The organism is Halomonas sp. 11-S5, assembly GCF_029889825.1.
GTDB lineage: Bacteria > Pseudomonadota > Gammaproteobacteria > Pseudomonadales > Halomonadaceae > Halomonas.
Genome location: NZ_JARANW010000045.1, coordinates 1 through 6,539, shown reverse-complemented (window position 1 = coordinate 6,539; position 6,539 = coordinate 1). Strand labels below are relative to the sequence as shown.

General features: G+C 62.2%; 6 protein-coding genes and 2 pseudogenes. All 8 read left to right on the top strand.

All coding sequences use genetic code 11. The annotated features are described in order from the left end of the window. Positions 1-352, top strand: a 352-nt coding sequence (locus OP497_RS17260; RefSeq protein WP_280550709.1) for a universal stress protein, incomplete at its 5' end; no start/stop codon positions are given. Positions 353-547: 195 nt separating this feature from the next. Then, a complete protein-coding gene (gene cfa / locus OP497_RS17255) occupies positions 548-1,705 on the top strand; it encodes a cyclopropane fatty acyl phospholipid synthase (protein ID WP_280550707.1) in 1,158 nt (385 codons plus the stop codon). Positions 1,706-1,739: 34 nt separating this feature from the next. Then, positions 1,740-2,051: a methionine adenosyltransferase domain-containing protein gene (locus tag OP497_RS17250; RefSeq protein ID WP_280550706.1), complete on the top strand. Its 312-nt coding sequence runs from the start codon at positions 1,740-1,742 to the stop codon at positions 2,049-2,051. Positions 2,052-2,288: 237 nt separating this feature from the next. Next, positions 2,289-2,765 (top strand): hypothetical protein, encoded by a 477-nt coding sequence (locus OP497_RS17245; protein WP_280550705.1) that lies wholly within the window; start codon positions 2,289-2,291, stop codon positions 2,763-2,765. A gap of 340 nt (positions 2,766-3,105) precedes the next feature. Then, positions 3,106-3,417 carry a hypothetical protein gene (locus OP497_RS17240; protein WP_280550704.1) on the top strand — a complete coding sequence of 104 codons (312 nt, stop codon included), beginning with the start codon at positions 3,106-3,108 and terminating at the stop codon, positions 3,415-3,417. 60 nt (positions 3,418-3,477) lie between these two features. Then, positions 3,478-4,053: pseudogene (locus OP497_RS17235) on the top strand (GTP-binding protein); the annotation flags it as partial. Positions 4,054-4,226: 173 nt separating this feature from the next. After that, complete coding sequence (locus OP497_RS17230) at positions 4,227-6,308, top strand: 3'-5' exonuclease (RefSeq protein WP_280550703.1); 2,082 nt, start codon at positions 4,227-4,229, stop codon at positions 6,306-6,308. Between the two features lie 121 nt (positions 6,309-6,429). Beyond that, positions 6,430-6,539 (top strand): annotated as a pseudogene (locus OP497_RS17225) (universal stress protein); the annotation flags it as partial.

Sequence of the window (6,539 nt, the reverse complement as noted above, 5' to 3'; positions counted from 1 at the left end):
GCTTGCCTTCGACGGCAGCAAGACCACCCGCAAGGGCGTGGAGATGCTGGCCAAGAGCCCGCTGTTCGACGGTATCCCGGTGCACGTGGTAATCGTCGGCGCCGAGACCGGTGACAACCGCTCCCAGCTCGACTGGGCGCTCAAGACCCTGTGCGACGCCGGCCACGAAGCCGAAGGCGCCATCCGCGCCGGCGAGGTAGAGGCGACACTCCACACCTACCAGGAGGAGCATGCCATCGACCTGCTGGTGATGGGCGCCTACGGTCATTCTCGTATCCGCCATCTGCTGGTGGGCAGTACTACCAGCGAGATGCTGCGCAAATCGCACATACCGCTGCTGCTGCTGCGTTGATGTTTCCGAAACTGGTCCACCGTTCCTTTGGTGTGTGCCGGTTTTTTCTTTCCAGGCACGCCAGTGCCCTGTACAGGAGCCGAAAAATTGACGATCGCCCCGCCCTGATTCGCGCTTCCGTTATGCCCCACTCACACTGAGGACCCCTGATGTCATCACCTCTCCTGGCGAGAGGGCAGAACAAGGAAGCGACCCTTGAACAGCAATACCTTTGCTCATTCGGCTTTTTTCGATGAAACCTCTTCCTCGCAGCGCTTCGTCGCTGAGCTGCTGGAGAAAGCGGATATCCGCATCAACGGCGACCGCCCCTGGGATATCAAGTTCAACGCCCACGGCGTCATCGACGAGGCACTGGCCCGCGGCAACCTGGGCCTGGGCGAGAGCTACATGAACGGTGACTGGGACGCAGAAAACCTCGACGAGTTCTTCTTCTACCTGCTGCGCGCCCGCCTCCCCGAACGGATCAACCCGCGCAAGCTGGTCTTTCATCATCTGCGCACCCGCCTGATCAACCTGCAGACCGCCAGCCGCGCCTTCGAGGTCGGCGAAGCCCACTATGACCTGGGCAACGACTTCTACGCCGCCATGCTCGATCCGCGCATGACCTATACCTGCGGCTACTGGAAGGACGCGGAGACCCTGGACCAGGCCCAGGAGGCCAAGCTCGACCTGATCTGCCGCAAGTTAGAGCTCGAGCCTGGCATGCGCGTGCTCGACATCGGCTGCGGCTGGGGCAGCTTCATGGCCTATGCCGCCGAGCACTATGGTGTGAAGTGCGTGGGCCTGACCATCTCCCGCGAGCAGGCCGACTATGGCAAGAGCCTCATGCAACAGGGCCTGCCGGTGGAGTTCCGACTCAAGGACTACCGCGACGAGGCCGAGCAGTTCGATCGCATCGTCAGCATCGGCATGTTCGAACATGTTGGCCGCAAGAACTACCGCACTTACATGGAGGTCACGAATCGTTGTCTCAAGGACGACGGCCTCTTCCTGCTGCACACCATCGGCAAGAACGTGCGTGACACCTCGCCGGATCCCTGGATCGACAAGTACATCTTCCCCAACGGCGAGTTGCCGGCCATGGGTCATGTCACCGATGCCGCCGAGGAGCTGTTCGTGGTCGAGGACCTGCACAACTTCGGCGCTGACTACGACAGGACCCTGATGGCCTGGCACGAGAACTTCGAGGCCGCCTGGCCGCGCTTTGCCGAGGCCTACGGCGAGCGCTTCTACCGCATGTGGCGCTACTACCTGCTGAGCTGTGCCGGTGCCTTCCGCGCCCGCGACATCCAGCTCTGGCAGTTCTTGCTCAGCAAGAAGGGCAAACTTGGCGGCTATCGTCGGGTCAGCTGATAGTGTGTTACCACTCACTCACCTGGAAGTTCCGATGAGCGAATACTCTCTGTTCACCTTCGAGTCCGTGTCCGAAGGGCATCCGGACAAGATTGCCGACCAGATTACCGATGCGGTGCTCGACGCCATCATCGCCCGCGACAAGAACGCCCGTGTGGCCTGCGAGACCCTGGTCAAGAACCTGGTCGCCGCGGGTCTCGCCGACAAGTGCGAGATCCAGGTCTCCTACGCCATCGGCGTGGCCGAGCCCACCTCGGTCTCCGTCAACACCTTCGGTACCGGCCGGGTTGACGACGCACGCATCTACACCGATGAGCCCCACGGCTACGATGCCCCGGAACTCTGAATCTGCTGGAATCGGCAGGGGCGGTGGTGACTCGTGCCCTTGTATCTCACCGGAGATACCCATGACCGAACATTAGCGGCTCCAGGTGTTCGCCTGATCACCAGGCCAACTGCCCGGGCGCTACAAAGTCCTGAGCAAAGCGACTACGTTGGGTGTTCATGCCGATGGATCGCCGTCAAGCGACTGGAGTGGAATCCTACCGTGCTGAAATGCATCGATTGTGCAGAGTGAGAAGAGATGCTGAAACTGACACAGAATGACGTGACGATAGAGGTCATGGTTCGGGAGAGCCTTGATGAAGAGCCTCTGCAGGCCGTGGTGGTGCCCGCCACCGAGGCGCAGCGGCGCAACCTTGGCACGGCGGCAGTGGGTCAGGCCTGGATGGCATGGTCGCCCGGTGAGACCACCCCCAAGATGATCAAGTTCATGCCGCCCTCCCGGGTGTCGGAGGAGGGATGGCGGGAACTCCTCAAGTGTTACCGGTTTGCCATCCGTGTTGCGGAGATACACGAAGTCGCATCCCTGGCCTTACCGCTTCCGGAGGAGGTGGGGCTGTCTCCCATCGAGGATGCCCTCGCGGCAAGACTTTGCCTGACGATCCTGAAGGAAGCCGGGGAGCACCACCACCTGAAGCATCTCCAACTGATTGCCGGCGGCCATCAGGAGGCCGTGCTGTACGCCAATCGGTTCGTCGAGGAACAGGGCGCCGGTTGAATAGCCATTCAAGGGTTTGTTATCGTAAGGAACTGTTTACCTGACCATCCAGATACCTTTGCCGAGGTCGCTGGTAACTGCAAGAGGAGCAATCCGTTGACACAGTTACTCACCGACTCCTTCCCCAGTCCGCCTTAGCGCGTTTCCCTCTATTTGCATCCTGTTCGTCGGCATCTCATGTGATGTCGGACCCCTAGCGTTTGCCCGACTCCCGGTTTACCAAGACATGCACGACGCCGGCGTGACGTCGGCCTCCTTCGAGCGGGGACGTTTCCTGAGCCGAACCAATCGGGCCCTGGTACGAGGCGTTCGGGCCTGGCGTTTCCAGGAGGCATGATCCATGAACACTCTTGATCAATTGACATCGTCGCGCGTCCAGCAGCTGCTGGAGCAGGGCTACTTGAGCATCGACCAGCAGCGTCCCGAGCAGAATGACTGTGTGGACTACGACCTGTTGTTCATGGGGCAACGAGTATCGGGGTATCGCACCCTGTCGGATATGATGCTCGAGGCTGACCAGGCCCTCGATCCCATCGATGCCGCGCTGCTGTCAGGTGCCGGGCCGGGAATCCGCTCGGTCTTCTGGCGCCACCACGACCCGGTGCTTGCCGAGCAGGAGTCGGCCACCGCCCGGGAGCCCACCTGGGATTAGCAGCACGTCGTTTCTCGTGTTGTTCAGAGACTCCCCATCCGCGTTCCCATCAGGTCAACCATGCCATCAAGCGCAACTCTCAAGACTGCCGCCTCTCTCCCGCAGGAGGTGGCGAGACGACGTACCTTCGCCATTATCTCTCACCCGGATGCCGGCAAGACGACGCTGACCGAAAAGCTGCTGATGTACGGCGGTGCCATCCGTTCGGCGGGTACCGTCAAAGGCAAGAAGAGCCAGCAGTTCGCGACCTCGGACTGGATGGAGGTCGAGAAGCAGCGTGGCATTTCAGTGGCCAGCTCTGTCATGCAGTTCGAGCATGACGGCTGCGTGATCAACCTGCTCGACACGCCCGACCACCAGGACTTCTCGGAGGACACCTACCGGGTGCTCACCGCGGTGGGCGCGGCGCTGATGGTCATCGATGCCGCCAAGGGTGTCGAGGCGCAGACCATCAAACTGCTGGAGGTGTGCCGGCTACGCAGGACGCCGGTGATTACCTTCATCAACAAGATGGACCGCGAGGTTCGTGACCCCCTGGAACTGATCGACGAGATCGAGGATATCCTGGGCATGCCCTGCTCGCCGATCACCGGGCCCATCGGTATGGGCAAGCAGTTCGCCGGCGTCTTCGACCTGGGAAGCGAGCGAATGCCAAGTTCACCCCGGGGGAGAGTCGTCCCGAGACCGACCTCGAGGTGCTGGAACTCGAGGGAATCCCCCATTTCTCGCCCGAGATCGACTTCAACAGCACCCGTGAGGTGGGCGCGACCTGATCCCCTTACCCCGAATACCGACCCGAACGGACCACGATGAACCAGAAAGCCGATACCCCCGAACGAGCGGCCGAACGGCGGCAGCTCGATCATACCCTGGAGCGCATCCAGGCCAACCTGGAGGCGCTCGAGGTGCGCCTGGCGGCCTATGCCGAGGATATCCAGGCCCAGAAGGAGTACCTCTGGACGAGCCGCGACGAGATGGACCATATCGAAAAGATCTCGGCACGCGAGTCCATCGAGCAGGCGGTGATGACCGGCGACAACGCCCTGGCCCGGCGCCGCAAGCTCGAGAAGCTCCGGCATTCCCCCTACTTCGGGCGCTTCGACTTCGCCCGGGGAGGAAAGGCCGAGCCGGTCTACATCGGTATCCACCACTTCCACGATGACCTGGAGCGGGTGAGTCGCGTCCATGACTGGCGCGCGCCCATCGCCTCGCTGTTCTACGACTATGAGACCGGCCCCGCCACCTACGAAAGCCCCGAGGGCCCGGTGGCCGGCGAGATATCCCTGAAGCGGCAGTTCCGTATCAAGGGCGGCGAGATCGAGCTGATGATCGACAGCGCGGTGCACGTGGTCGATGAGGTGCTCCAAGAGGAACTGAGCCGTGCCTCCGACGAGGGCATGAAGAATATCGTTGCCACCATCCAGCGCGACCAGAATGCCATCATCCGCAATGACGAGGCCCAGGCGCTGGTCATCCAGGGGGTGGCGGGCTCCGGCAAGACCTCCATCGCCCTACATCGCATCGCCTACCTGCTCTATCGCTTCAAGGACAGCCTGAGCTCCGAGGACATCCTGATCATCTCGCCCAACCGGGTATTCTCCGACTACATCGCCAACGTGCTGCCGGAGCTCGGTGAGGAGACGGTCAATCAGGTCGGCATGGAGGAGCTGGCCGATGAGCTGCTCGACGGCCAGTACCGCTTCGAGAGCTTTTTCGAGCAGACCACGGCGCTGCTCGAGAAGGACGACGAGGCCATGAAGGCGCGGCTGCGCTACAAGGCCTCGCCGGAATTCCTGACCGAGCTCGACCGCTATGCGGGTCACGTGGAGGCCAACCGCTTCGCCGCCGAGGACCTGTGGATCGCCCGGCGGCTGGTGCCCGCCTGGCTGCTCGAGGAGGTATTCCGCAAGCATCGTCATCTGCCCACCAATGAACGCCTGAAACAGGTGAGCTGGGAGATCGAGCGCAAGATCGGCAACCAGTACAACTACGATCTGGAACCCGAGGAGCGCAAGCAGCTCAAGGCGGCCGTGAAGACGATGCTCAGGCAGGCGACTCTGCGCGAGACCTACAAGGGCTTCTATGACTGGCTGGGATGGCCGGAGCTGTTCAGTACCGCCTCCCGGGGGCGGCTGGAGTATGCCGACGTCTTCCCGCTGATCTACCTGAAGATGCGCCTGGAGGGCGTGCGCTCGCGCTGGCGTGAGGTCAAGCACCTGCTGATCGACGAGATGCAGGACTACACCCCGGTGCAGTACGCGGTGATCGGCCGACTTTTCTCGTGCAAGAAGACCATCCTCGGCGATGCCTTCCAGTCGGTGAATCCCTACAGCGCCTCGAAGGCCGAGGAGATCCGCCGGGTACTGCGCCAGTCTTCCTGCGTGACCCTCAACAAGAGCTATCGCTCGAGCCTCGAGATCACCCGCTTTGCCCAGCGCATCTCGCCCAATCCCGAGCTGGAGGCGATCGAGCGCCATGGCGAGGAGCCGGCAGTGATCAAGGCCCACACCCGCAAGGCGGAGCTCGCCACCATCGGCGGGCTGACACGCGACTTCGCCGCCTCCGAGCACAATACCCTGGGGATCATCTGCAAGACCCAGAAGCAGGCCAGGAAGGTCTTCGAGGCGCTGGAGAGCGGCGAGCACGGCGACTTCGAACGGCTGCAGCTGCTCGGCGAGACGAGCAGCGCCTTTGGCCAGGGCATCGTGGTCTGCACCGCCCACATGGCCAAGGGCCTGGAGTTCGACCGGGTCATCGTGCCCGAGGTCACGGCGAAGAACTACGCCACCGACATGGAGCGCAACCTGCTCTACGTGGCCTGCACCCGCGCCATGCACCGCCTTGCCCTGACCCATGCCGGCCCCCTGACGCCCTTCCTGGACGCCGCCTGACGCTCGGAAAGGCTCGCCTTGTCATCGTGTGTTACGTTGATCCACGTCCTATGCAAGTCATGCGTGATCGGGTAGAAACGGTGAGACAGACAACGACATACGCCAGCCAGGAAACAGATTGATGACCGAACAGGTGATGGCCGCCATCGACGGCTCGAAGTTCTCGGAAGGAGTGTGTGACTACGCCGCCTGGGCCAGCCTGGCATTGGGTGCCCCGCTGACCTTCCTGCA